Below are 22,888 nucleotides of genomic sequence, written 5' to 3' on the forward strand. Positions count from 1 at the left end.
AGTGTCGTTGACGAACGGATCGGTGATCGGCGGCCGCTACCGCCTGCAACGGTTGATCGCGACCGGCGGTATGGGCCAGGTGTGGGAGGCCACCGACGGCCGTCTCGACCGCCGGGTCGCGGTGAAGGTACTCAAGGCCGAGTTCTCGTCGGATCCGGAGTTCCTCGAACGGTTCCGGGTGGAGGCCCGCACCACCGCGCAGCTCAACCATCCCGGCATCGCCGGCGTCTACGACTACGGGGAGACCCACGACGACGCCGGTGCCGGCCTCGCCTACCTGGTGATGGAGCTGGTGGCGGGGGAACCGCTCAACGCGGTCCTCGCGCGGGTGGGGCGACTGTCGATTCCGCACGCCCTGGACATGCTCGAGCAGACCGGGCGGGCCCTGCAGGTCGCGCATTCGGCCGGGGTGGTGCACCGGGACGTCAAGCCCGGCAACATCCTCATCACCCCGTCGGGGCAGGTGAAGATCACCGACTTCGGGATCGCGAAGGCCGTGGACGCCTCCCCGGTCACCCGCACCGGCATGGTGATGGGCACCGCCCAGTACATCGCCCCGGAGCAGGCCCTCGGCCAGGAGGCGACGTCGGCGAGCGACGTGTACTCGCTCGGTGTCGTCGGCTACGAGGCCCTGTCGGGTCGGCGCCCGTTCGGCGGGGGCAGCACCCTGACGGTCGCGATGAAGCACGTGCAGGAACCGCCGGAGCCGATGCCCGTCGATCTGCCGGCCCCGATCCGGGAACTGATCGACATCACGCTGACGAAGGATCCGGCGCACCGGTACGGGAGCGGCGGCGAGTTCGCCGACGCGGTCGCCGCGGTGCGGTCCGGGCACCGGCCGCCGCCCGGTCGGGTGCCGACGGCCGCGACCCGGGTGGTGGCCCCCGTTCCGACGGCCGCACCGACCGCGATGATCGCGTCGCAGCAGCACAGTCAGGTCCCGGAACCGGCACCTGCACCGGACGCCGCCGCCGGGTGGACGCCCGGGCAGAAGGCGCTCGCGTGGGCCGGGGGCGGGCTGCTCACCCTGGCCGCGTTGGTGGCGTTGGGGTTGTTGTTCTTCGGTGGCGGATCGGATCGACCGTCCACACCACCGGCGGTGACCTCGACGACCACCACCGCGAAGCCGACGACGACCACCACGACACCGCGGACGACGACCACCACACCGCCGCCCACGACCACGACGGCCGAGCCCACCACCACGACCACGCCGCCGCCGACCACGACGACGACCACCGCGAAAACCACGACCACCACGCCGCCGCCGACCACGACGACGACCACCGCGAAAACCACCACGACGACGACCCCGACCGAAACCACGACGGCCGAGACGACCACGGCCACTCAAGGACAGCAATGACGACGCCGCGCAATCTCTCCTCCCGGTACGAACTGGGCGAGACCCTGGGCTTCGGTGGCATGTCGGAGGTGCATCGCGGCCGCGATCTGCGGTTGAGCCGGGATGTCGCGGTGAAGGTGCTGCGCGCCGATCTCGCCCGTGATCCCACGTTCTACCTGCGGTTCCGTCGTGAGGCGCAGAACGCGGCAGCCCTGAACCATCCGGCGATCGTCGCCGTCTACGACACCGGTGAGGCCGAGACGGACAGCGGTCCGCTGCCGTACATCGTGATGGAGTACGTCGAGGGCGACACGCTGCGCGACATCCTGCGCGCCGAGGGCCCGCTGGCGCCGCGGCGGGCGATGGAGATCATCGCCGACGTGTGCGCGGCACTCGATTTCAGTCACCGCAACGGCATCGTGCACCGGGACATCAAGCCCGCCAACATCATGATCAACCGTGCCGGCGCGGTGAAGGTGATGGATTTCGGTATCGCCCGCGCCATCGCGGACGGTGCCAGCACGATGACGCAGACGGCCGCGGTGATCGGGACGGCACAGTACCTGTCGCCGGAACAGGCCCGCGGCGAGCAGGTCGACGCCCGCTCGGACGTCTACGCGCTCGGCTGTGTGCTGTACGAACTGCTCACCGGTGGGCCGCCGTTCACGGGTGATTCCCCGGTCGCGGTCGCCTACCAGCATGTGCGGGAGGATCCGAAGACCCCGTCGCTGGTGAACCCGTCGATTCCGACGGTGCTCGATTCGGTGATTCTCAAGGCGATGAGCAAGAACCCGGCCAACCGCTACCAGAGTGCCGCGGAGATGCGCAGCGATCTGGTGCGGGTGCTCGGCGGGCAGCGTCCGAGCGCACCGATGGTCCTCACCGACGAGGAACGGACCACGATGTTCGGAGCCGCCGCCGACGGCGACACCAGTTCCGGATACACCCCGGAACCGGCCCGTCCGGCGCCCGTGACGGCCACCCCGCAGGTGATCGCGCCGTCGAAGCCGGCGAAGAAGTCGAACACCACCCGCACCGTGCTGCTGGCGGTCGCGGCGCTGATCGTGGTCGGCATCATCGGCGCGTTCACGTTCTCGGTGCTGTCCGCTCCGTCGAAGGTGACGGTGCCGAACGTGGCGGGCCGCAGTCAGGCGGAGGCCGCCGCGATGCTGCGCGACGCGAAACTCGATTCGACGATCCAGTCCCGGCCGGATGCGGTCGTCGCGGTCGGCAATGCCATCGGCACCACCCCGTCGGCGGGTACGTCGGTCGACGAGAACAGCAAGGTCACGCTGCAGGTGTCGTCGGGTCCCGAGCAGGTGCAGGTGCCGAAGCTGACGGGTCTGAGCCAGGACGATGCGGCCGCGGCCCTCGCCGCGGCCGGTCTGCGACTCGACGCGGCCGTCGACCGGGCCCCGTCGGACCCGAAGCAGCTCGACAAGGTCACCGGTCAGGAGCCGTCGACGGGTGCGAAGGTGAATCTGGATTCGACGGTGGCGATCACCCTGGGGTCCGGACCCGAGCAGGTGCGGGTGCCGAACGTCGTCGGTCAGACCGTCGACGTGGCGCAGCCGAACATCGAGGGTGCCGGCTTCACGGTGGAGGTCGAGAAGGTCGACTCCGGGAAACCGGAGGGCCAGGTGGTCGCGATGACCCCGACCGGCGGGTCGGCCGCCGCGAAGGGGGACACGATCCGTCTGCAGGTGTCGAACGGCAAACTGTTCACGATGCCGGATCTGACGCAGATGTCGCTGTCGCAGGCGGTGGACGCGCTGCGCCGCGCCGGCTGGACCGGATCGTCGAACCAGCTGTCGCAGAAGAAGCAGCCCACTCTGGACACCGCCCTGGTCGGCAAGATCGTCGGGCAGCAGCAGGCGCCGGGCAGCGACGTCGCGAAGAACGAGCAGCTGACGGTGCTCGTCGGGGAACTCGGTATCCCCCGATAGCAGCCCCGGAACACAGGAGCGGCCCCCGTGAAACGGGGGCCGCTCCTGTCGTGTTCCGCCGGTCAGCGGGCGAGGGCGTCGCCGAGCGAGCGGGCGACCTCGTCCTCGAGGGTCGCGACGAGCGTCTCGGCGGGCGCCTGCCCGCACACCCCGAGCCAGTTCGCGAGCATCCGGTGCCCGCCCTGGGTGAGCACCGACTCGGGATGGAACTGCACGCCGTGGATGGGCAGTTCCCGGTGCCGCATCGCCATCACGATGCCGCTGTCGGTGCGGGCGGTGACCTCCAGTTCCGTGGGGACGGTGTCTTCGAGGACGGTCAGCGAGTGGTAGCGGGTGGCGGTGAACGGGTCCGGGAGCCCGGCCAGGACACCTCGATCGTTGTGGTGGACGGTGCTGGTCTTGCCGTGCAGCAGTTCCGGGGCGCGGTCGACCGTGGCGCCGAACGCGGCACCGATCGCCTGATGGCCCAAGCACACACCGAGCAGCGGGGTCTTCGCGGCCGCACACGCGCCGACGAGCGGCATCGTCGCACCGGCCCGCTGCGGGGTGCCGGGGCCGGGGCTGAGCAGGATGCCGTCGAAGTCGGCGGCCGCGGCCTCGATCGCGTCGTCCCCGGTCAACCGGGGGTCGTCGTTGCGCCACACCTCGGCCTGCGTTCCGAGCTGGCCCAGGTACTGGACCAGGTTGAACACGAAGCTGTCGTAGTTGTCGACGACGAGGATGCGCATGGGAGCAGGGTAACCCGTACCTGTCAGGTGACGGGGTGCGCGTACTCGGTGTGCAACTGCCCGGTGTAGCCGGGCACGGTGAGCTGCCCGGATTCCTGCTGGGTGTAGCCGAGTCCGTATCGGACGGCGTACTGCTTGAACATCTTGATGCCGGGTTCGTTCGCGAGGGTCGCCGCGAGCCGGGCCGGGTCGCCGATCGCGGTGACCACGTACGGCGGGCTGTAGGTGCGGCCGTGCAGCAGCAGGGTGTTGCCGATACAGCGGGGCGCGGACGTGTTCACGATCCGCTGGTCCTGCATGGCGATCGCCTCGGCACCCCCGGCCCACAGCGCGTTGAGGACGCTCTGCACGTCCTGCTGGTGCACGACGAGGTCGTCGGGGGACGCGCCGGCCGGGTAGCGGCCGTCGGCGTCGCGGGGTGCGTCGGTGAGGGTGACGACGATACCGGGCCCGGTGAGCGGGGTCAGTCCGGCGGCGTCGGCGAGACCGCCGGACCGGTCGAGGATCTCCGCGACCCGGGTGTCGACACCGGCCGCCGCCTCCTGGAAGTGCTGCACGCGGGCAGCGAGGTCGTCGCGGGCGGCGGCGGCCCGATCGACGTCGACCTGGGCGCGGCGCACCAGGTCGGACAGCCGGGTCGAGTCGGCGGCGCGCAGTTCGTTGCCGTGGGACACCTCGCGGGTGGTCGCCAGCAGCAGTCCGGCGACGAGGCACACCACCAGGACCGCGATGGGCCAGAATCCGAACCGCGGACGGCTGCCCGGCGGCCGTTCGTCGACGTCCGGCACCCTCGATCCCCACTCCCACCACGGACATTCGGTGCGTGACCGGTCCTGGTCGCGCTCGTTTCGGCTAGCGTGTACTGCACAACAGGTAGAGCGAATCTACCCTGTCCGTCCGGTTCGGTCCGGGCACCCGAACGTGTTCTCCACCCGTACGAAGCATCCACACGAAACAAGGACGTCATGCCGAAGTCGAAGGTCCGGAAGAAGACCGATTACACGATCAATCCTGCGAACCGCACCCCGGTGAAGGTGAAGGCCGGGCCGTCGAGTGCGCTGTACGTGTCGGTGATGCTCGGGTTCATGCTCGTCGGTCTGGCCTGGCTGATCGTGTACTACCTGGCCGCCGAGAACCTCACCTGGATGAACGATCTGGGGGCGTACAACTTCCTGATCGGTTTCGGTTTCATGGTCGTCGGCCTCGTCATGACCATGAAATGGCGTTGACCGGCCCGCACGTCCAATTACACACGTGTTATTCATCCCCATTGTGGATAACCCCTGTGGACAACTCGGGGGTTCGTGCACATGCCTGAGGACGGATACCGGCCGGAGTCGCCACTTTCCTGGTCGACACCGCTCGGCGCGGTGGTCGCGCTGACGGTCGGCGGGGTCGCGTTGATCGTGGCGGCACTGCTCCTGGGGATCGACGCCGCGGGGCTGTTCCTGGTGACCCTGGCGGCGGTCGCGATGCTGGTGCTCGCCGGTCTCGGGGCACGGCAGCGGCCCCGGCTCGCCGTCGTGGACGTCGACGGGATTCCGGCGCTCGCGGCGACCCGGTTGCGGGGGCGGCGCGTCTACCGGCGCGACGATCTGACCCGTGTTCGGATCGTGGCATATCCGCGGATGGGCCGGCGGGTGCCGATGCTCGAGATCGACGCCGTCGACCCCGACGGCACCGAACGCCTGCTGATCTTCGGTCGGTGGGATCTCGGTGCCGACCCGACGATCGTGTTCGACGCACTCGCGGTGCGGGGGCTGACTCCCGCACCGGAGTGACCGGGCTCAGACGAGACCGGGAATCTGCTCCCGCAGGCCGACGACGCGCAGTGCGATCAGCCCGACGACGAGGACGGTGACGGCCCCGAGCCCGGCCCAGCCGAGTTGCCGAGCCCGCGCGACCGACGCCGGGGTGCGGTCACCGACCGGCGCGTACACGAGGACGGCGGTGGCGGCGGCACCGGCGACGAGACCACCGATGTGCCCCCACAGTGAGATGCCGGGCACGGTGACGCTGATGACGACGTTGAGACCGATGACTGCGAGGATCGGGCCGGGACTGCGTCGCATCCGGAGGAGCAGAACCGCCTGGGCGCCCATGATGCCGAAGATGGCACCGGACGCGCCCGCGGTGAACGAGTTCAGCGATTCGAACGTCAGGGCCGACGCGGACCCGCCGAGCAGCGCGATCAGGTAGACCGCGAGATAGCGGCTGCGGCCGAGCACGATCTCGGTGTCACGGCCGAGGATCCACAGCGCGAACATGTTCACGGCCAGGTGGATCAGGCCGAAGTGCAGGAAGCCACTGCCGAGGATCCGGAACCAGTCCCCCTGCGCGACCGCGTTCGGGTCCAGGACCAGCCACCCGAACACCGGCGAGTCGAAGACGGCGGCACCGGTACGCAGGTTGATCCGGCCGGCGCCGTTGTCCATGAGCGAGCCGGCCTGCAACGCGGTGACCGCGAAGATCACCACGTTGAGTGCGATCAGCACGTACGTGACGATCGGGGTGGGCAGCTGCGACCGGATCGGGGCGCCCGCGACGGTACGGGCCTGCGGCACGTCGCGCTGCCCGGCGGCGACGCAGTCGACGCACTGGTGGCCGACGGACGCCGAACGCAGACAGTCCGGGCAGGCCGGGCGGCCGCAGCGGGTACAGGACAGCGCGGTGGGACGAGCGGGGTGGCGGACGCACCTCGGCTGAGGTGGCGGGGTGCCCTCGCTCGCCGCACCACCCCAGCCGGGGTTCGTCATTCGAGAGTTCCTTACGCGACGGTGATGCTGTTGATGACGACGTCGTCGACCGGGCGGTCGCCGCGGTCGACCGCGGTGGTGGCGATGGCGTCGACGACCTTCTTCGACTCCTCGTCCAGCACCTCACCGAAGATGGTGTGGCGACGGTTCAGGTGCGGGGTGGGGCCCACGGTGATGAAGAACTGCGAACCGTTGGTGCCCGGGCCGGCGTTCGCCATGGCCAGCAGGTAGCCGCGGTCGAACTGCAGTTCGGGGTGGAACTCGTCACCGAACTTGTAGCCCGGGCCGCCACGACCGGTACCGGTCGGGTCGCCGCCCTGGATCATGAAGCCGTCGATGACGCGGTGGAAGACGGCGCCGTCGTAGAACGGGCCGGTGGCACCGCCCTGTGCGTTCTGCGTCGAGTACTCCTTGGAGCCGTTCGCGAGGCCGACGAAGTTCTCGACGGTCTTCGGCGCATGGTTGCCGAACAGCGCGATCGTGATGTCGCCGCGATTGGTGTGCAGCGTGGCGGTAGCAGTCTGTGAAGTCACTCCCCTATCGTGCCATTGCCGTCGGCCGGGTGTGCACGTCCTGTGCAAGAGTGGAGGCCATGACGCGTACGAGCAAGACGGCTTCCCGTCGAGTCCTGATCGGGATCGGTGCCGCGATCGCCGCGGCGGGTGCCGCCGCAGTCGCCGCCACCCGCCGCCCGGAGATGCCGCCGGTCGCGCCGCGGCCGCCGTCGCTGTCCGATCCTCGGCCGCACTGACCGGCGCCCCACCACCGTCCTCCACCGCACTACTTGGGCGACGCACCCCACAGCACCGTCTCGAGGTTGTAGCGGGTGAGTCGGTCGACGGACACCCGCGGCAGCCCGTGCGTGGACCACAGGATCGATCCCAGGCACTGGAACACCAGTCGCGCCGACCCGGGCATCGCGACGCTGCCGTCGCGGACACCGGCACTGAACGCGCGCTCCCACACCTTGAGGACCTTGCGGCCGTCGCGCAGCAGGAAGTCGAAGTTGCCGCTGTCGACGAGCATCGCCCACGACTTGAGGATCATCACCTCCGGTTCGAACCGTTTCCCGGCGGCCGTGCGCATCCGGATCAGCGCGTCCAGGGTTTCGAGCGGGGTGCCACCGGCCGCACCGATCGCCTCGTGCGCCTCCCGCATCCGCGCCGAGAAACTCCGGACGATCGCGACGAGGATCGCCTCCCGCGACTCGAAATGGTGGTACAGGCTGCCCTGCGTCAATCCGACGGAGTTGGCGATGTCCCGGGTGGTGGTCGCATCGAAACCACGTTCGGCGAACACGTAGCGGGCGGCGTCGAGGATGTGGTCCTGCTTGTCGGACACCCCGATCGTCCCGGCCTCGTCGTCGCGATCCCACGACGCGATCACGTCCCGGGCCGCGAGCGCCGCCGGCGAATCGGACAGGTCGTCGTCGGCCGGTTTGGTGGCGAGACCGTCGAACAGCATCGAGATCGTGCAGTCGGCGACCTTACGAGCGGAGAACCCGGTCGGCGCCAGCGTCGCACTGTAGGACAGTGTCACCCGCAGCACCTCCCGCAGGATCCGGGTGTCCACCTCGGGACGCACCAGACCCGCATCGTCGGCGGCCCGGATCAGCGTCTGCCACTTCTTCTCCGACCACCGCGACTCCGACGCCAGCAGATCCCGCAGATCGTCGTCCCGGGTGTCCGGCACACCCAGGCACACCTGCAGTGCACCCGGATGCCGGGCGGACGCGTCCGCGACGGCGAGCGCGAACCGTCGAATCGCCTCGACCGGAGCATCCGTGTCACGGCCGGGCCGCTGCGCGGCGTCGGTGATGTCGTCACGCAGCGCGCCGACCATCTCCGCGGCCAGCGCCTCCTTCGAATCGAAGTGGTAGTACAGGCTGCCGGCCAGCATGCCGGTGTCGGCGGCGATGTCCCGCATCGACGTGCCCGTGTACCCCTTCGCCGCGAACAGTTCCGACGACACCGCCAGGATCTCGGCTCTCTTGTCGGGCCTGCCTCGACGGCCGGTGTCGGTACCTGCTGTGCGTGTCACTTTCGTTCCCCCTGTTCCACGGACCCTCACCGGGTCTCGTGTGCGTGTGTGGCCCGCCCCGTCACCAGCGGGCGGACCACGGTGGGCATCCCCTGCCATGTACCCCGATCGGCCTCGACGTCCCCGAACGTCCGCGCGATCGACGACAGCGTACGGCGGTCGCATCGGCAGCCCTGGCCGAACACCGCCCACGGGCCGGCGAGTCGGTCCTGCCATCGGGCCGCCGCCGGATCGTCCGAACGAACGTGTTCGCAGAACAGGAACTGTCCGCCGGGCCGTAGGACCCGCGCGATCTCGTCGAGCACCGCATCCGGGTCGGGCACCGTGCACAGCACGAGCGTGCCGACGACGGTGTCCACCGTCCCGGTGGCCGCGGGCAACCGGTCACCGGTGGTCTCGACGACCTCGGCACCGGGACGCACCGCCCGTGCCCGGGCCCGCAGATGCGCCGCCATCGCCGGAACCGGTTCCGTGAGCACCAGCGACGACACCGACCCGGCCGGATAGTGCGGCAGGTTCAGGCCGGTTCCCGCACCGATCTCGACGACGACGCCGTGCGCGTCCGCGAGCAGACGCCGACGCCGCTGCGCCATGCCGCGGCGTTCCGCGTCGGCCAGCATCGGCTCGTACCCGGCCGCAGCGATCCGCTGCCAGGCCGACGCGAGGCCACGGGACGCCACCCGCAGCGGCCGGCGTACCAATTCGTCCGCATTCACGGCTCCATTGGACCGTCAATCGGACGTTCGTGTGGCCGTTTCCCCCGGATTGCGCCTCCACCCGACCGGCGTCGGGGCGACGCAACACCGACACCCGTGTCCGAATTCGGTCGTACTGCGGGGCCGCTCGACTACCCTCACCGCTGAAACACGTTCCACTCAGCGTTCGTCATCGAGGAGCATCATGGCCGCGTCACCCGAAAGCATCCGCAGCACCGTCGAAAGCTACATCAAGGCCGTCGCCTCCGGCACCGCCGACGACGTCCTCGCGCTGTACGCCGACGGCGCCACCGTCGAAGATCCGGTCGGCACCCCGGTCCGCACCACCCGCGAGTCGATCCGCGAGTTCTACGCGATCATCGAACCGCTCGAGCAGGAGGCCGAACTCCTGACGCTGCGCATCGCCGGGAACACCGCGGCCTTCCACTTCCGGATCGCCACGAAGTTCGCCGGCAACATCACCGAGATCACCCCCATCGACGTCATGGAATTCGACGACACCGGCAAGATCGTCGGCATGCGCGCCGTGTGGGGCCCGGAGGACATGGTCCAGCGCTGAACCCGCCGGCGGCACGGCCGCTGCGCGCGAGTTCGCGCCCCGCGCGCCCGATCGTGCGCGCGGGAGACGAAGACGCGCGCAGCGGCCGCTCAGGCGTCGGAGGCCCCACAACGAAAAAGACGCCGTCCCGACCGGGATGGCGTCTTTCGTGTGTGGAGCCTAGGAGATTCGAACTCCTGACATCTGCCTTGCAAAGGCAGCGCTCTACCAACTGAGCTAAGGCCCCGTGTGCACTGTGTCCGTAAAGGATTCAGTGATTTGTGACCTCGTGCCAGACTTCACTGCCGCGACGTTTGCGCAGCAGTGCGGCGAAGCCGAGCGCCACCAGCAATCCGGCACCTGCAATCAGGACGACCTTCATGGTGGCGACCCCTTCGTCGGCACGTGGAGTGGGCCTAGGAGGACTTGAACCTCCGACCTCTTCGTTATCAGCGAAGCGCTCTAACCGCCTGAGCTATAGGCCCTCGAACCAGGCAGAACAGTACCTCACCGAAGCACCGGATACCAAAACGGCTCCGGCGAGGCACTGTTCCCCCTGGTCAGTCCGGGTCTGCCAGCGTGACCTGCACGCCGCCGACCAGATCGGAACACAGGTTGTAGATGAACGACCCGATCGTCGCGATCGCTGTGAAGAGCACCACATTCATCAGACCGACGAGCGCCGAGTAGCCGAAGACCTGACCGGAGGTCACCAGCCCCGCACCGCTCGAATCCGACACCATCTCGCTGAAGGTGCTGTTCAGTCGATCCCAGACGCCCATGCCGTCGAGCACGACGTACAGCAGGCCGACCGCGACCATCCACACGAAGAACAGCGCCACCGAGATCACCAGCGACACCTTGAGCGCCGACCACGGGTCGACCCGGCGCACCTGCACCGTGGCCCGCAGCCCCTCCCCCTCCGCCGGTGCCGGCGCGACGAGCGCCGCCGACACAGCTGACGACACAGCCGCCTTCCGGATCCAGCCGGCCGGTGTCGGCGCCGCGGTGGGCGTCGGATGCTTGACCTCCGACAGATCCGGCATGTCCTTCGCCAGGTCCGGACGCGCGATGCTGCGGGTCGGGCCGTCGAGGGCCGCGGCCTTCGCCCGCCCCGCCGGCGGCTTCGGTGCCGCGGTTCCCGTCACGACGGGCTTCGGTGCCGCGGTTCCCGTCACGACGGGCTTCGGTGCCGCCGTGCCGGTGACCACCGGCTTGGCGGCGGGCTTCCCGACAGAACCCTTGCCGGGGGCCTTGGGTGCGGCGGTGCCGGTGACGACCGGGCGAGCCGACGGCTTCGGTGCAGTCGACTGCTGGGCAGTCGACTGCTGGGCCGACCGCTGCTGTTGTCCCCGCTGCCACGGCGGTGTCTGGGCCGGCCGCTGCGGCGGCGCCGCGGCGGCGCCGGGTTCACCGGTTTCCGGTGCCCCGGACGCCTTCGGCTCGTTCGCCTCGGGTGCCGACTCGGCGGGCACGGCACGCGTGGTGCCGTCCCCCTGCTCGCCGGGCTTTCGGGGAGTGCTCAACTACGACTCCTTCGCTCCATCGGACGCATCGGCAGCGTCCACTGCACCGTCTTCGGGTTCGTCGGCGTTGCGGGCGATCGCGAGCAGCGTGTCACCGTCCCCGAGGTTCATCAACCGCACGCCCTTCGTCTGCCGGCCGGCCTTGCGGACCTGCTTGGCCGCGGTGCGGATGACACCACCGCTCGACGTGATCGCGTACAACTCGTCCTCGACGTCGACGATGACCGCACCGACCAGGGTGCCACGTTTCACGTCGTACTGGATGGTGAGAACGCCCTTGCCGCCACGGCCCTGCGCCACGTAATCCTCGATGGGCGTGCGCTTGGCGTAACCACCGGAGGTGGCGACCAGCAGGTAGGTGTCGTCCCGAACCACGTTGAGCGACAGCAGTTCGTCGTCCTGGTTGAACCGCATGCCCTGGACACCGGACGTCGCACGGCCCATCGGGCGCAGCGCCTCGTCGGTGGCGGCGAAGCGGATCGACTGTCCCTTGGCGGAGACGAGCAGCAGGTCGTCGTCGGCCGAGCACAGCACCGCGCCGACCAGTTCGTCCTCGCCGCGCAGGTTGATCGCGACGATGCCGCCGCTGCGGTTGGAGTCGAAGTCGGCGAGCTTGGACTTCTTCACCAGGCCGTTGCGGGTCGCGAGCACCAGGTACGGCGCGTCCTCGTACGACTTGATGTGGATGATGCTCTGGATCTTCTCCTCCGGCTGGAACGCCAGCAGGTTCGCGACGTGCTGGCCGCGGGCGGCCCGGTTGGCCTCCGGCAGTTCGTACGCCTTGGCCCGGTAGACGCGGCCCTTGGTGGTGAAGAACAGCAGCCAGTCGTGCGTCGAGCAGACGAAGAAGTTCTTGACGATGTCTTCCTGCTTGAGTTCGGCACCCTTGACGCCCTTGCCGCCCCGCTTCTGCGACCGGTACAGGTCGGTGCGGGTGCGCTTGGCGTAGCCGGTCTCGGTGATCGTGACGACCACGTCCTCGCGGGCGATGAGGTCCTCGTCGGTGACGTCGCCGTCGGCCGCGATGATCCGGGTGCGGCGGTCGTCGCCGTACTTGTCGACGATCTCGGCGAGTTCGTCGCGGACGATCGCGCGCTGCCGCTCCGGCTTCGCGAGAATGTCCTTGTAGTCCTCGATCTCGCGTTCGATCTCGGCCAGCTGGTCGACGATCTTCTGCCGTTCGAGGGCCGCGAGACGCCGCAGCTGCATGTCGAGGATGGCCTGCGCCTGGATCTCGTCGACCTCGAGGAGTTGCATCAGGCCGGTGCGGGCGGCGTCGACGGTCTGCGACGCGCGGATCAGCGCGATGACCTCGTCGAGGGCGTCGAGGGCCTTGACCAGACCACGCAGGATGTGGGCCCGTTCCTCGGCCTTGCGCAGCAGGTAGCGCGTGCGCCGGACGATGACCTCGAGCTGGTGCGCCGTGTACAGCCGGATCATCTGGTCGAGGCGCAGCGTGCGCGGTACCCCGTCGACGATGGACAGCATGTTGCAACCGAAGCTGGTCTGCAGCTGCGAATGCTTGTAGAGGTTGTTGAGCACCACCTTCGCGACGGCGTCCCGCTTGATGACGACGACGATCCGCATGCCCACGCGGTCGGACGACTGGTCCTCGATCTTGGAGATGCCGGCGATCTTGCCGTCCCGCACCTGCTCGGCGATCGAGGTGATCAGGTTGTCCGGATTGACCTGGTAGGGCAGTTCGGTGATGACGATCTGGGTGGCGCCGCGATCGGATTCCTCGATCTCGACGACACCGCGCATCCGGACCGAGCCGCGGCCGGTGCGGTAGGCGTCCTGAATGCCCTGTCCGCCGACGATGAGGCCGGACGTCGGGAAGTCGGGGCCCTTGATCCGCTCCATGACGGCGTCGAGGGTGGCTTCCTCGTCGGCCTCGTGGTTCTCGAGCGCCCAGTAGATGGCCTCGGCGACCTCGCGCAGGTTGTGCGGCGGAATGTTGGTGGCCATACCGACGGCGATACCGCCGGAGCCGTTGACGAGCAGGTTCGGGATACGCGACGGCAACACCGTCGGCTCCTGCGTCTTGCCGTCGTAGTTGGGAACGAAATCGACTGTGTCGTGGTCGATCTCGCGGACCATCTCCATCGCGAGCGGCGTCATCCGGCACTCGGTGTAGCGCATCGCGGCAGCGCCGTCGTTGCCGCGGGAACCGAAGTTGCCCTGGCCGTCGACCAGCGGGTACCGCAGCGACCACGGCTGCGCCATACGCACGAGCGTGTCGTAGATGGAGCTGTCGCCGTGCGGATGGTAGTTACCCATCGTGTCGGCGACCGGGCGCGCGGACTTCACGTAGCCGCGGTCCGGGCGGTAACCGTTGTCGTACATCGCGTACAGCACGCGCCGGTGCACGGGCTTGAGGCCGTCGCGCACATCGGGCAGCGCGCGGCCCACGATCACACTCATCGCGTAATCGATGTAGCTGGACTGCATCTCCTGCTGGATGTCGACCGGTTCGATCCGGTCGTGAGTCGGTTCCTCGGGGGGCAACGTGGTGTCGGTCATCGGCTCCTCTTCTTCTCAGCAAACGGTCCAGGTAGAGCCTGCGGACCCCGCGTGTGCGGAGCATCGAAGTTCAGCGGCTCCGATGCCCGGCACACGCAACCCGTCAAGTCTATAGGTGCAGGTCAGCCAGATCCCGCAGCACTCGCCGTGAACCCTGATCTACGTGCGGATCAGGCACTTCCGGGCGGCCCGACGAGTTACCCGGCCGACTGGCCGAGCCGGGTGAGCGCATACTCGGTGATCGCGACCAGCGCCGCCTTCGCGGACTCCCGGACGCGGGCGTCGACGGACAGGATCGGCACGTGCGCCGGCACGGCGAGCGCCTGCCGGATCTCCTCGAGCGGGTACCGCGGCGCGTCGTCGAACTCGTTGACCGCGACCACGAACGGCAGACCCTTCGCCTCGAAGTAGTCGACGGCGGCGAAGGACTCGTCGAGTCGGCGGGTGTCGATCAACACGATCGCGCCGATCGCGCCGCGGATCAGGTCGTCCCACATGAACCAGAACCGCTGCTGGCCCGGTGTGCCGAACAGGTACAGAACCAGATCCGGGGCCAGGCTGATCCGGCCGAAGTCCATCGCGACCGTCGTCGTCGCCTTCTGCGGGACGGCAACCAGATCGTCGACGCCGTCGGAGACATCGGTGACCAGCGCCTCGGTCCGCAGCGGCACGATCTCCGACACCGCACCGACCAGGGTGGTCTTGCCCACCCCGAACCCGCCCGCGACGACGATCTTCGTCGACGTCACCCGATCGTTCCGGGCGCTAGATGCTGCGTAGTCCACCGAGGACCCTTTCGATAAGTTCGCGACGTTCGATGTCGCTCGCGTCGTCTTGCAGGGTTGCCAGGATCCGCAGGTGACCGGACTCGACGAGATCCGCGACGAGTACCCGCGCCACCCCGATCGGCACACCGACCCGGGCGGCGATCTCCGCCACCGACGGCGACTGCGCGCACAGGGCGACGATGGTCGCCTCGATGTCACCCAGTTCCGGCAGCCGATGATCCGGCAACGGCAGCGCCTGAATGAGGGCCTCCAACGCCAGTTCCACGGCCGGTTTCGTCCGCCCCGAGGTGAGCGAGTAGGGGCGGACCAGGCTCGGTCCGCGACCGCTCACGTTGTCGTGCTCGTCGTTCATCGCCCCGGCCCGGGTCAGAGTCCGGACGTCGCGCGCGGTGCGGCCTGCACGGAACTGCCGACCCGCTCGACGAGCAACGCCATCTCGTAACCGACCTGCCCGATGTCGCACGACGACGACGTCAGCGTGGCCAGGTGCGAACCGTCACCGACACTCATCAGCAGCAGATAGCCGCGCTGCATCTCGACGACCGACTGCAGCACGCCACCACCGTCGAAGAGGTTCGAGACCCCGGAGGACAGGCTGGCGAGCCCGGACGTGACCGCCGCGAGTTGCTCGGCCCGATCGACCGGAAGGTGCGCACTGCCCGCCATGAGCAGTCCGTCCGCGGACACCAGGACGGCGTGCGAGACACCGGCGACGTCCCGGGCGAAGTTCGAGACCAGCCAGTCGAGCGGATGCCCGCCGTGGGCGCCCTGGCCGGTGTCCGCCATGATCTCCCGGTCGGTACTCATCTGTCTCCTCCGATACTGGTGCGCTCGGCCGCGCTCGCGGCACGGCCCAACCGCGTTCCCTTTTGATGGCGGCTCAGGTTCTCACGGACGGCCTCCGGATCGCGGAGTCGCGGACGCGAACCGGACCTCTCGCCGGCACCGCCGGTCTCGCCCGTCCCGCCGACACCACCCGGCACCAGCCGATGCCCCGGCCGGCGCTGCGGCAGACCCGATTCGGTCCGGTCCTCCACCGGGGCTTCGCTCACCCGGTGCGCGGCGTCCCAGCCCGCGTCGGCCGCCGACGCCCACTCGAACCGTCCGACATCCTTCGACTCGGTCGGATCGGCCAGCCAGTCCGTGACCATGTCGGAGAAGATCGGTGTCCCACCGATCGTGGTGTCCGGGGACGCTGCGGTGTCCGCGGCGGCGGCCGGTCGGGACCCGAAGAACGACGCGGTCTTGACCGCGTTGCTCCGGTAGCGGTGCCGCCGCGCGAGACCGGAATCGTCGACCGACAGCGGTTCGGGCTCGGGCACCGGCGGGACAGGCGGTGCCGGCGGTCCCGGGGGTACGGGTGGGGTCGGCGCGTCCTGCATGCGTGCGAGGCTCGTCGCGGCGGGGGTCCGCTGCGGCAGGCCCGTCGCGCCGGGCGTCCGCTGCGGCAGGCCGGTGGCGGGTGCCGCGGCGGGTGCGGCGGGTGCGGCGGGCGCGGTGACGAGCTGCGGCATCGCCCCGGACGGGACGACGGTCACCGGCGGCAGACCACCGGTGTCCACCCGCGGTAGCGGGCCGGTGTGCACCATTTCCAGCGGCGAGACCAGCAAGGTGTCCGGAATATGCACGCTCGCAGTGATTCCCGGATTCGACGGGGTGTCGTGGGTCCGCCGCAGCCGGACGATGAGCCCGTGGCGGGCCGCGAGCCGGCTGACCACGAACAGGCCCATGTGGCGGGCGGTCTCCGGGCCGACCTCGCCGCCGGCGGCGAGCCGCTCGTTGACCGTGGCGAGGTGTTCCCGCGGAATCCCGATGCCGTGGTCGGTGATCTCGACCAGTACTCCGCCGTCGACCGCGCGGGCGAAGGAGATCCGCACCGAGCTGTCCGGTGGGGAGGCCCGCAGGGCATTGTCGAGGAGTTCGGCGACCAGATGCACGACGTCGGCCGCGACGGTCCCGCTCAGCGCACCGTTCGGGGTCGAGCCGACCTGCACACGCCGGTAGTCCTCGACCTCGGACATCGCGGCACGGACCGTGTCACCGAGTTGCACCGGCGCGGACTGCGTGCGATGCACCCGGTGACCGGAGAGGATCAGCAGGTTGTCACCGTTGCGACGCATGCGGGCGGCGAGGTGATCGAGACGGAACAGGCTCTCGAGCCGACTCGGGTCCTTCTCCTCGAACTCCAGGTTCTCGATCAGCCCGAGCTGCTGGTCGACGAGCGACTTCGAGCGGCGCGCGAGGGTCTCGAACATGTCGCCGATCTGCAGGCGCAGGGCGGCCTGATCGCCGGCGAGCCGGAGAGCCTGACCGTGGATGTCGTCGACGGCGCGGGCGAGCTGCCCGATCTCCTCGGTGGTGTACACCGGCACCGGCTCGAAGTGGGTGACCGCGTCCCGGTCGCCGTCCAGGACCCGGTCGATCGCGTCGGGCAGGTCCTCGCGCGCCACCTGGAGCGCACCGAGCCGGAGCCGGCGGATCGGCGCGATCAGCGACCGGGAGACGAGCAGCGCGAGCACGAGCGCCGCGAGCAGCGCCGCGCCGATCAGTACCGCGTCCCGCACGGCGGCGGACCGGGTCTCCTCCGCGCGGGCGGTGACGGTCGCGGAGATCGCGTCGGATGCCTCCGCGACGAGCGCACTGTACGTTTCGACGCTCTCGACGAGCGATGCACGCAGGTCGAGCAGCGGCAGCGGGCCGCCCCGCGCCTCGTCGAACATGCCGAGCCGGGTGTGCACGGCCTGCCGCAGCACGTCGAGTCGCTCCGCCGCAGCGGGGAACGACCGGGTCAGCGAGTCGATCATCGCGAGCTCCGCACCGGACGCGGTGAACAGGTCGACGCGGGACGCGTTCGGGTTCGTGATCAGCGCCGTCGCGCCGGTGACCTGGTCCGCGAGCCGGCGCTGCGCCGACCAGGCGTCGATCAGATGGGTGTGTGCGGTCACGACGGCCAGATCGTCGATCGGACCGACGATCTCGTCGATGATCTGCGTCAGGTCCTCGCGCACCTCGGTGGTCTGTCCGGGCAGTTCGGAGCGTGCCGGGACGCCGGACTCCATCGCCTGCTGCACACCTTCGATGAAGGCGAGGGCGACGCGGAGTCGGTCGACGATGTCGGGTGGCAGCGCAGTGTCGTCCGCGACCTGACGGACCGCGTCGACGGAGCCGGCGAGGCCGGCCAGGTCCTCGGGCAGCAGCGTGTTCACGGAGTAGCCGGCGGACGCGAGACCGAAGTCGGTGCCGAGTTTGACGATGGCGGGCACGTCCGCGACCTCGTCGGCGGCCCGACCGTAGTGCACGGCGTTACTGATCTCGTTCTGCACGCGCAGTCCGCCGAGCACCATCGCCACGGTGAACGGGATCGCGAGGACCGCGGTGATCTTCCACCGCACGCCCCAGCCCTCGAGGTTCCACAGCCTGCGTGCAGGCCGTGCTGTTCCGGTCATCTTTCCCACGCTCACTTTCCACCCGGGCTGGTGCGGTTACCCGACCGCACCGTCCTCCCCCACCATCGAGGTGTGCGCAAGGACACAGAAATCCGACTATTAGGCGATTCCGGAGTGTAGAGGCTGGAGGACGGGCCGCGAAGCACGAATGCCGCTATTCCGCGACCCGGTCGTGTCCGGACACCCCGGACCGGCGAGGCCGCGGCGACCCGGGGGTGTCCGGTGGGTCGCGCGCGGCCTCGGGCCGGTCACACGTCGAGGAAGCGGACGTCCTTGGCGTTGCGGGTGATGAAGCTGCGGCGGGCCTCGACGTCCTCACCCATGAGGACACTGAACAGTTCGTCGGCGGCGGCCGCGTCGTCGAGGGTGACCTGACGCAGGACGCGGACGCTCGGGTCCATCGTGGTCTCCCACAGTTCCTTGGCGTTCATCTCGCCCAGACCCTTGTAGCGCTGGATGCCGTCGTCGGTGTTGATCTTCTTGCCCGACGACAGTCCGGCCGAGAGCAGGCCGTCACGCTCGCGGTCGGAGTACGCGAACTCCGGTGCGGAACCCTTCTGCCACTTGAGCTTGTACAGCGGCGGCTGCGCCAGGTACACGTGACCCTGCTCGACGAGCGGGCGCATGAACCGGAACAGCAGCGTCAGCAGCAGCGTCGCGATGTGCTGGCCGTCGACATCGGCGTCGGCCATGAGCACGATCTTGTGGTACCGCAGCTTGGCGATGTCGAACTCGTCGTGGATACCGGTGCCGAACGCGGTGATGATCGACTGGACCTCGGTGTTCTTGAGGACCCGGTCGATGCGTGCCTTCTCGACGTTGATGATCTTGCCGCGCAGCGGCAGGATCGCCTGGTACATCGAGTCGCGGCCGGATTTGGCGGAACCACCGGCGGAGTCACCCTCCACGATGTAGATCTCGCACTTGCTCGGATCGTTGGAGCGGCAGTCGGCGAGCTTGCCGGGCAGGCCGCCGATGTCGGTGGCACTCTTGCGGCGCACCAGTTCACGGGCCTTGCGGGCCGCGGTGCGGGCCTGCGCCGACGACACCGCCTTGGTGACGATGGTCTTGGCGTCGGCCGGGTTCGACTCGAACCAGTGCGCGATGTGCTCGTTGCACGCCTTCTGCACGAACGACTTGACCTCGGTGTTGCCGAGCTTGGTCTTGGTCTGGCCCTCGAACTGCGGTTCGGCGACCTTCACCGAGATGATTGCGGCCAGGCCCTCGCGGATGTCGTCACCGGACAGCTCCGGATCCTTGTCCTTGACGAGCTTCTTGTCCTTGGCGTACCGCTTCACCACGTTGGTGAGGGCCGCACGGAAGCCCTCCTCGTGGGTGCCACCCTCATGGGTGTTGATGGTGTTGGCGAACGTGTGCACCGACTCCGAGTAACCGGAGTTCCACTGCATCGCGATCTCGAGCTCGTGCCCGGTGCCCTTCGCGGTGAACCCGACGACCGTGTTGTGGATCGGCTGCTTGGTGCGGTTGATGAACCGCACGTAGTCCTCGAGGCCGCCCGGGTAGTGGTAGACACGGGACTTGACCTTGGGAGCCTTCTGCGCCACCGCCTCGTCCTCGGTCTCGGTGGCGGTCTTGGGGGCCTCGGCGGTGCCGCTGACGACGTCGTCGGTGACCTCCTCCTCGGCGACCCGCTCGTCGGTGAGGGTGATCGTCAGGCCCTTGTTGAGGAACGCCATCTCCTGCAGGCGCCGGGCGACGGTCTCGAAGTTGAAGACGGTGGTCTCGAAGATGTCCGGGTCGGCCCAGAACCGGACGGTGGTGCCGGTGCCGTCCGTCTCCTCGCCCTGAACCAGCTGGCCGGGCTTGGCGTACGTGTACGTCTGCCGCCACACGTGACCGTTGCGCTTGATCTCGACCTCGAGCTTGGTCGACAGCGCGTTGACGACGGAGATACCGACACCGTGCAGGCCGCCGGACACCGCGTAGGCGTCGGAGTCGAACTTGCCGCCGGCGTGCAGTTGGGTGAGGACGACCTCGACGGTGGGGGCACCGGAGGCGTGCATCGCGACGGGGATACCGCGGCCGTCGTCGATGACCTGGATGCCGCCGTCCTCGAGCATGGTCACCTCGACCTTGCTCGCATATCCGGCCATGGCCTCGTCGACCGAGTTGTCGACGACCTCCCAGATCAGGTGGTGCAGGCCGCGTTCACCGGTGGAACCGATGTACATGCCGGGACGCTTGCGGACCGCTTCCAGTCCCTCGAGGACGGTGATGGAGGAAGCGCCGTAGTCCTTGTTGGAGGTGCTCTTGTCTGACTTCTGCGCAGCCACGAGTGGGTAGCTCTCCTTCTCCGTCGAACGGGGCGTCGGACGCGCCGCTGGTTACGGGCACATCTTACGGGTCGGCACCGACACGCAGGGGACCTAACACGCCCCTGATCGGCCCACAGGCGCGATTTCGCGCCCCCGGACGGGTAGAACCCTAGGCCGAGTCGCCACCAGCCGCGTCTGCCGCACTGCCCCGACCGAGGTCGCCGACGAACGCCGCGGTGTGCCGAGCGACGTCCTCGGCATGGGAGATCGGCGACCAGTGCCCGGCGTCCAGTTCCCGGCGACGCAGGTTCGGTACCCACCGCCCGGTGTCCTCGTAGCCGACCGGACGCACCGCCCGGTCGCGCCGGCCCACCAGCAGTTGCACCGGAATCTCGGTACGCCGCTCCCGGGGCGCACGTAGTCGCGGCCTGATGTTGGCCCGGTACCGCTTCAACCCGGTGATCATGTCCGCCCGCAGGGTCGGTGCCGGGTGCACCAGCGCCGGATCCATCCGATCGAACAGGCGCAGGAACGTCGGCCAGATCCGGGACAGACCCAGCCGGAACGGCAGCGTGCCCACGACCGGGATCTGGAACAGCACCGTGTACGACGACGCGACCGCCTGCGCGAGCGGCCCGGCCGGGCTCCGCCGGGCGAGCCGACGCCGCATCCACGCCCCGAGATGGTCGAGGTTCGGTCCGGAGATCGACGTGTACGACGCGATCCGCTCCCCCGCGCCCGGCTCGCACACCGCCTCCCACGCCTCGACCGCCCCCCAGTCGTGGGCGAGTACGTGCACGGGAGTGTCGGGGCTGACGGCGTCGATCACCGCGAACAGGTCGCGGGCGAGTTCGGGCAGCGTGTACGCCGACACCGCCGCCGGGGCACTGCTCGCGCCGGCGCCACGGGTGTCGTAGGAGACGATCCGGAACGTCTCGGCCAGGTGCGGGACCACGTGCCGCCACAGGTCGTGGGTGTCGGGCCAGCCGTGCACCAGCACGAGCGTCTCCCCGTCCGGGTTGCCCTGCTCGAACACCGCGAGCCGGACGTCGCCGCGGGTGACGAAACGTGGTTCCACGTGAAACACACTCATGACAGTTCCTCCCGGTCGGGCAGTTTCAGGGGTCGCGCAGAAGTCAGAGATCGAGGATCAGGCGGCCGTCGTCGGCGCGGGAGACGCAGATCAACATGTGGTCCTGCTGTTCCTGCGGGGACAGCCGGTTCTCCCGGTGCTCCGGGGTGCCCGCGAGCACCCGCACCTTGCAGGTGCCGCAGAACCCCTGCCGGCACGAGTAGCCGACGCCGGGCTGCCGTCGCACGATCACCGCGAGCGCCGATTCGTCGGCGGGCACCTCGAGCACCTCGCCGGTGCTCACCAACTGCACCTCGAACGGGGCGCCGTCGAGGACCGGCGGGGACCCGAACCGTTCGAAATGCAATGCGGTGGCACCGGAGTCGGCGAACCCGGCGCGGACGGCGTCGAGCATCGGGGTGGGACCGCAGCAGTACACCGCGCCTCCGGCCGGTGCGTCGGCCAGCAGATCCGCGGCGGTGGGCAGACCGAACTCGTCGTCCGGGCGCACGAACACCCGGTCCGGCTCCCAGGTGGCGATCTCGTCGAGGAACGGCATCGACTCCCGGGAACGCCCGGAGTACACGAACCGCCACTCCATCCCGGCGCGGCGGGCGGCCCGGACCATCGCGACGATCGGGGTGATCCCGATACCGCCGGCGACGAACAGGGCACTGCCCTCGGGCACGAACGGAAACCCGTTGCGTGGACCGCGGACCGTGACCGTCGTGCCGGGCGCGAGTCCGTGCATCTCGATCGAGCCGCCCCCGCCGTCGGGGATCGACCGCACCGCGATCCGGTAGTGCCGGCGGTCGGCGGGATCACCGCACAGCGAATACTGCCGCCGCCGGCCGGACGGCAGGTGGACGTCGAGGTGGCAGCCGGGCTGCCAGTCGGGCAGGTCACCGCCGCCGACGGCGGCGAACGTCAGGGCCGCGACGTTCTCGTCCTCCGCGACGATCGTGCGGTCGGTGACGACGAGCGTCATCGCACTGTCCGGGTTGTGGCCGGCGACGGCCGGGTCGTAGTCGTACGCGGTGAGCACCCGCAGGTACTTGTCGGCGACGGCCTCGACGATCGTCATGGCCCGGTCAGGCCGGCCACGGCCCTGCAGGTCCGCGGGCGGGTCGGGGCGGGTCAGTCCCTCGGACCCTGCGAGCAGGTCCCGGACGCGGGGCAGTTTCACCT

Annotated in this window: 21 protein-coding genes and 2 tRNA genes; 6 read left to right on the forward strand and 17 right to left on the reverse strand. The window is 69.4% G+C overall.

The genetic code is table 11. From position 1 onward, the window contains the following. Position 1 precedes the first annotated feature (1 nt). Both E0497_RS00690 and pknB read left to right on the forward strand, forming a co-directional pair. On the forward strand, positions 2-1,366 hold the full coding sequence (locus tag E0497_RS00690) for a serine/threonine-protein kinase (RefSeq protein ID WP_137722861.1): 1,365 nt from the start codon (positions 2-4) through the stop codon (positions 1,364-1,366). After that, complete coding sequence (gene pknB, locus E0497_RS00695) at positions 1,363-3,291, forward strand: Stk1 family PASTA domain-containing Ser/Thr kinase (RefSeq protein ID WP_137722862.1); 1,929 nt, start codon at positions 1,363-1,365, stop codon at positions 3,289-3,291. The genes E0497_RS00690 and pknB overlap by 4 nt, the downstream gene beginning before the upstream one ends. A 62-nt stretch (positions 3,292-3,353) precedes the next feature. Here pknB and E0497_RS00700 read toward each other — a convergent pair whose 3' ends face one another. Beyond that, positions 3,354-4,019 carry an aminodeoxychorismate/anthranilate synthase component II gene (locus tag E0497_RS00700; RefSeq protein WP_137722863.1) on the reverse strand — a complete coding sequence of 222 codons (666 nt, stop codon included), beginning with the start codon at positions 4,017-4,019 and terminating at the stop codon, positions 3,354-3,356. A gap of 23 nt (positions 4,020-4,042) precedes the next feature. Next, the gene (locus tag E0497_RS00705; protein WP_137722864.1) at positions 4,043-4,807 is read right to left on the reverse strand and encodes a DUF881 domain-containing protein; all 765 of its coding nucleotides are present in this window, start codon (positions 4,805-4,807) and stop codon (positions 4,043-4,045) included. 177 nt (positions 4,808-4,984) lie between these two features. On the opposite strand from E0497_RS00705, the gene crgA reads away from it, so the two are divergent. Continuing rightward, a complete protein-coding gene (crgA, locus tag E0497_RS00710) occupies positions 4,985-5,248 on the forward strand; it encodes a cell division protein CrgA (RefSeq protein ID WP_137722865.1) in 264 nt (87 codons plus the stop codon). A gap of 81 nt (positions 5,249-5,329) precedes the next feature. Then, positions 5,330-5,800 carry a PH domain-containing protein gene (locus tag E0497_RS00715; RefSeq protein WP_137722866.1) on the forward strand — a complete coding sequence of 157 codons (471 nt, stop codon included), beginning with the start codon at positions 5,330-5,332 and terminating at the stop codon, positions 5,798-5,800. Between the two features lie 6 nt (positions 5,801-5,806). On the opposite strand, the gene E0497_RS00720 is transcribed toward E0497_RS00715, so the two are convergent. Both E0497_RS00720 and E0497_RS00725 read right to left on the reverse strand, forming a co-directional pair. After that, positions 5,807-6,775 carry a rhomboid family intramembrane serine protease gene (locus tag E0497_RS00720; RefSeq protein ID WP_137722867.1) on the reverse strand — a complete coding sequence of 323 codons (969 nt, stop codon included), beginning with the start codon at positions 6,773-6,775 and terminating at the stop codon, positions 5,807-5,809. Between the two features lie 11 nt (positions 6,776-6,786). Next, positions 6,787-7,308, reverse strand: a complete 522-nt coding sequence (locus E0497_RS00725) for a peptidylprolyl isomerase (protein ID WP_137722868.1) — start codon at positions 7,306-7,308, stop codon at positions 6,787-6,789. 59 nt (positions 7,309-7,367) lie between these two features. Between E0497_RS00725 and E0497_RS20365 the strand changes: the two genes are divergently transcribed. Continuing rightward, entirely contained in the window at positions 7,368-7,526 is a 159-nt protein-coding gene (locus tag E0497_RS20365; RefSeq protein WP_161987371.1) for a hypothetical protein, read from the forward strand. Positions 7,527-7,555: 29 nt separating this feature from the next. Here E0497_RS20365 and E0497_RS00730 read toward each other — a convergent pair whose 3' ends face one another. Then, positions 7,556-8,815 (reverse strand): TetR/AcrR family transcriptional regulator, encoded by a 1,260-nt coding sequence (locus tag E0497_RS00730; protein ID WP_241665642.1) that lies wholly within the window; start codon positions 8,813-8,815, stop codon positions 7,556-7,558. Between the two features lie 26 nt (positions 8,816-8,841). Further along, a complete protein-coding gene (locus tag E0497_RS00735) occupies positions 8,842-9,531 on the reverse strand; it encodes a class I SAM-dependent methyltransferase (RefSeq protein WP_241665643.1) in 690 nt (229 codons plus the stop codon). A 184-nt stretch (positions 9,532-9,715) separates the two neighbouring features. Between E0497_RS00735 and E0497_RS00740 the strand changes: the two genes are divergently transcribed. After that, positions 9,716-10,090, forward strand: a complete 375-nt coding sequence (locus tag E0497_RS00740; RefSeq protein WP_137722870.1) for a nuclear transport factor 2 family protein — start codon at positions 9,716-9,718, stop codon at positions 10,088-10,090. A 153-nt stretch (positions 10,091-10,243) separates the two neighbouring features. On the opposite strand, the gene E0497_RS00745 is transcribed toward E0497_RS00740, so the two are convergent. From E0497_RS00745 to E0497_RS00795, 11 genes are all read right to left on the reverse strand, one after another. Next, a tRNA-Ala gene (locus E0497_RS00745) sits at positions 10,244-10,316 on the reverse strand. Between the two features lie 164 nt (positions 10,317-10,480). Next, positions 10,481-10,554 (reverse strand) — tRNA-Ile (locus E0497_RS00750). A 75-nt stretch (positions 10,555-10,629) separates the two neighbouring features. Next, complete coding sequence (locus tag E0497_RS20705; protein WP_241665645.1) at positions 10,630-11,595, reverse strand: DUF3566 domain-containing protein; 966 nt, start codon at positions 11,593-11,595, stop codon at positions 10,630-10,632. Continuing rightward, complete coding sequence (gene gyrA / locus E0497_RS00760; protein WP_137722871.1) at positions 11,596-14,118, reverse strand: DNA gyrase subunit A; 2,523 nt, start codon at positions 14,116-14,118, stop codon at positions 11,596-11,598. It abuts the gene before it with no gap. Between the two features lie 197 nt (positions 14,119-14,315). After that, positions 14,316-14,867 (reverse strand): GTP-binding protein, encoded by a 552-nt coding sequence (locus tag E0497_RS00765; protein ID WP_137722872.1) that lies wholly within the window; start codon positions 14,865-14,867, stop codon positions 14,316-14,318. A gap of 16 nt (positions 14,868-14,883) precedes the next feature. Next, positions 14,884-15,258 carry a DUF742 domain-containing protein gene (locus E0497_RS00770; RefSeq protein ID WP_137722873.1) on the reverse strand — a complete coding sequence of 125 codons (375 nt, stop codon included), beginning with the start codon at positions 15,256-15,258 and terminating at the stop codon, positions 14,884-14,886. A 14-nt stretch (positions 15,259-15,272) separates the two neighbouring features. Then, positions 15,273-15,692 carry a roadblock/LC7 domain-containing protein gene (locus E0497_RS00775; RefSeq protein WP_137723140.1) on the reverse strand — a complete coding sequence of 140 codons (420 nt, stop codon included), beginning with the start codon at positions 15,690-15,692 and terminating at the stop codon, positions 15,273-15,275. Positions 15,693-15,709: 17 nt separating this feature from the next. Then, complete coding sequence (locus E0497_RS00780) at positions 15,710-18,352, reverse strand: sensor histidine kinase (protein ID WP_170312823.1); 2,643 nt, start codon at positions 18,350-18,352, stop codon at positions 15,710-15,712. Between the two features lie 248 nt (positions 18,353-18,600). Next, positions 18,601-20,646, reverse strand: a complete 2,046-nt coding sequence (gene gyrB, locus E0497_RS00785; RefSeq protein WP_137722874.1) for a DNA topoisomerase (ATP-hydrolyzing) subunit B — start codon at positions 20,644-20,646, stop codon at positions 18,601-18,603. 151 nt (positions 20,647-20,797) lie between these two features. Continuing rightward, positions 20,798-21,721: an alpha/beta fold hydrolase gene (locus E0497_RS00790; RefSeq protein ID WP_137722875.1), complete on the reverse strand. Its 924-nt coding sequence runs from the start codon at positions 21,719-21,721 to the stop codon at positions 20,798-20,800. 43 nt (positions 21,722-21,764) lie between these two features. Next, a complete protein-coding gene (locus E0497_RS00795) occupies positions 21,765-22,886 on the reverse strand; it encodes a PDR/VanB family oxidoreductase (protein WP_137722876.1) in 1,122 nt (373 codons plus the stop codon). Positions 22,887-22,888 lie beyond the last annotated feature (2 nt).

The organism is Prescottella subtropica (genome assembly GCF_005434945.1).
Taxonomy (GTDB): Bacteria; Actinomycetota; Actinomycetes; order Mycobacteriales; family Mycobacteriaceae; genus Prescottella; species Prescottella subtropica.